Origin of the sequence: Streptomyces sp. NPDC001027, assembly GCF_040299045.1 — a bacterium.
GTDB lineage: Bacteria > Actinomycetota > Actinomycetes > Streptomycetales > Streptomycetaceae > Streptomyces.
The window spans coordinates 1-1917 of the sequence record NZ_JBEPBI010000532.1; the positions used below are offsets into that span (position 1 = coordinate 1).

The 1917-nt window shown below is 74.2% G+C and carries 3 protein-coding genes; 2 read left to right on the forward strand and 1 reads right to left on the reverse strand.

Features of this window, described 5'->3' with window-relative positions; translation table 11 throughout:
* The first annotated feature begins 172 nt into the window (after positions 1-172).
* The gene (locus ABT300_RS43595; RefSeq protein ID WP_107447659.1) at positions 173-520 is read left to right on the forward strand and encodes a VOC family protein; all 348 of its coding nucleotides are present in this window, start codon (positions 173-175) and stop codon (positions 518-520) included.
* A gap of 80 nt (positions 521-600) precedes the next feature.
* Entirely contained in the window at positions 601-993 is a 393-nt protein-coding gene (locus tag ABT300_RS43600; RefSeq protein ID WP_351688605.1) for a MarR family winged helix-turn-helix transcriptional regulator, read from the forward strand.
* A gap of 70 nt (positions 994-1063) precedes the next feature.
* Here ABT300_RS43600 and ABT300_RS43605 read toward each other — a convergent pair whose 3' ends face one another.
* Entirely contained in the window at positions 1064-1462 is a 399-nt protein-coding gene (locus ABT300_RS43605; RefSeq protein ID WP_351688609.1) for an SseB family protein, read from the reverse strand.
* Positions 1463-1917: the final 455 nt, after the last annotated feature.

Genomic DNA, 1917 nt, shown 5'->3' on the forward strand with positions numbered 1-1917 from the left:
CGTGGCCGATGTCGCGTCCTGCGAGCGGGGCCGTGGCAGCGGGACGGGGACCGGTCGGGGGCCGCGGTCGGTCAGGATCGGAGAAGCCGTGAGCCGTGCCCTCGTCCTAGCGTGGGACCAGGAGAGCACGCAGGTGTTCCCGGTACCGCATCACTTCACCGAGGAGGGCGTCATGGCCGCCGGACTGCAGACGATCATCTACCCCGTCAAGGACGTCGACCGGGCGAAGGCCCTGTTCACCGCGCTGCTGGGGGTCGAGCCGTTCGCCGACGAGCCGTACTACGTCGGGTACAAGGCCGCCGGCCAGGACATCGGCCTGAACCCGAACGGCCACGCCCAGGGTCTGACGGGTCCGGTCCCCTACTGGCACGTCACCGACATCCGGGACCGTCTCGCGGCGCTGCTGGCGGCGGGGGCAGAGGTGCTCCAGGACGTCCACGACGTCGGCAACGGACGGCTCATCGCCTCTGTGAAGGACGCGGACGGGAACCTGGTGGGCCTCCTCCAGGACCCCGCCTGAGAGACGGGCCGCCGGCCACTGCATGCACTCGCACTTATTGCGTCGTCAACGAACGCCCCGGACGGCGTTACCATGCGGGTATGGCAGCGAAGACGGCCGGGACGGGCCTTGAGCAGCGGTGGCGCGACATCCTGTCGGTGCACGCCCGCACGATGTGCGAGATCGACCGCGAGCTGCATCCGCACGGCCTGGGGGCCAGCGACTTCGAGGTGCTGGACATCCTCGCCGCCGAGGCTCCCCGGGCGGGCGACCAGTGCCGGGTGCAGAACCTCGTCGGACGCGTGCACCTCAGCCAGAGCGCGCTGTCACGCCTCATCGGCCGCCTGGAGAAGGAGGGCCTGGTGGAGCGCTCGATCTGCGCGGAGGACCGGCGCGGGGTCTGGGTCGCCCTGACCCGCAAGGGCCGTGACCTGCACACAGAGGTCCTGCCCCTGCAGCGGGCGGTGCTGGAGCGGATGCTGACCGGGTCCTAGGGCACGCGGATGCCGACCGGGTCGTGGCCACGCCCCGGATCCGGGGCCGGAAGGGCCCGGTCGGCGCCGCTCAGCGGACCAGCAGGGTGCGCACCCCCTCGGAGGTGAGCGTCAGCGGGTGGTCGCCGGCCGCGTCGATGGACAGGGACAGTTCGCCGGTCGGCCACTGCGCGGCGAGCGCGCCGAGCGGCACCAGCCGGTAGCGGTCGACCTCGGGCAGCAGCTCGACCATCTCCGGCTCGGAGGTGAACACCGGCACCACGGCAGCTCCCCCGGGCTGCTCGAGGACGGGCAGGGCGACGGTGGCCGGGTCGGTGATGTCCTCGTCGAGCGCGTCGTCGGGCACCGGTACGAGCACGTCGCAGTGCGCGAGCGTGTCCAGGGCCGTGGTGTCCTCGGTGTCGCGCGCCAGCGCGTCCAGCGCCAGTGCGGCCGGGTTGTGGTTGCGGTCGTGTGCGGGCGTCTCCATGGCGTCTCCCCTGGTAGCGGCGGTCCGGCTCGCGTACCCGAGCGGGCGGGCCTCAATCCCCCGGGCAGCGGCGGGCAGGCCCGACCGTCGTGCGGGCGCCTCCGGCGACCGCGCGAGGCGTCCGGCCGCCCGCCGGCGCCGGCCACGTGCTCCGGTGGCCGGCGGGGGCCGGCCGTGGGAAGGCGGCGCCCGCCGCCCGGCGGAGCCCCGCCGTCGCGCGGCGCGCCGCCCGGGCCCGGCCGGCGACGCCGTCCCGGCCGCACCTTTCAGCTCACACGCCGACCGTCGCGACGCACAGTCCCTCGCCGGAGGCGACGGCCCAGCAGCCGCGGGAGCGGGGCCGGCAGGCCGCGGGGGGGCGGCGAAGGCATGTGCCGGCGGGGCGACAGATCGGGAGAGCGGCGGGTAGGGGAAGAGTGTTGAGCGAGGTGTGTTGATATCGGTGGTCGCCGGAT

Excerpts from the sequence above, each read along its gene's own strand:
- ABT300_RS43595 (WP_107447659.1), top strand. The coding sequence starts at position 173 with ATGGCCGCCGGACTGCAGACGATCATCTACCCCGTCAAGGACGTCGAC.
- ABT300_RS43600 (WP_351688605.1), top strand. The coding sequence starts at position 601 with ATGGCAGCGAAGACGGCCGGGACGGGCCTTGAGCAGCGGTGGCGCGAC.
- ABT300_RS43605 (WP_351688609.1), bottom strand. The coding sequence starts at position 1,462 with ATGGAGACGCCCGCACACGACCGCAACCACAACCCGGCCGCACTGGCG.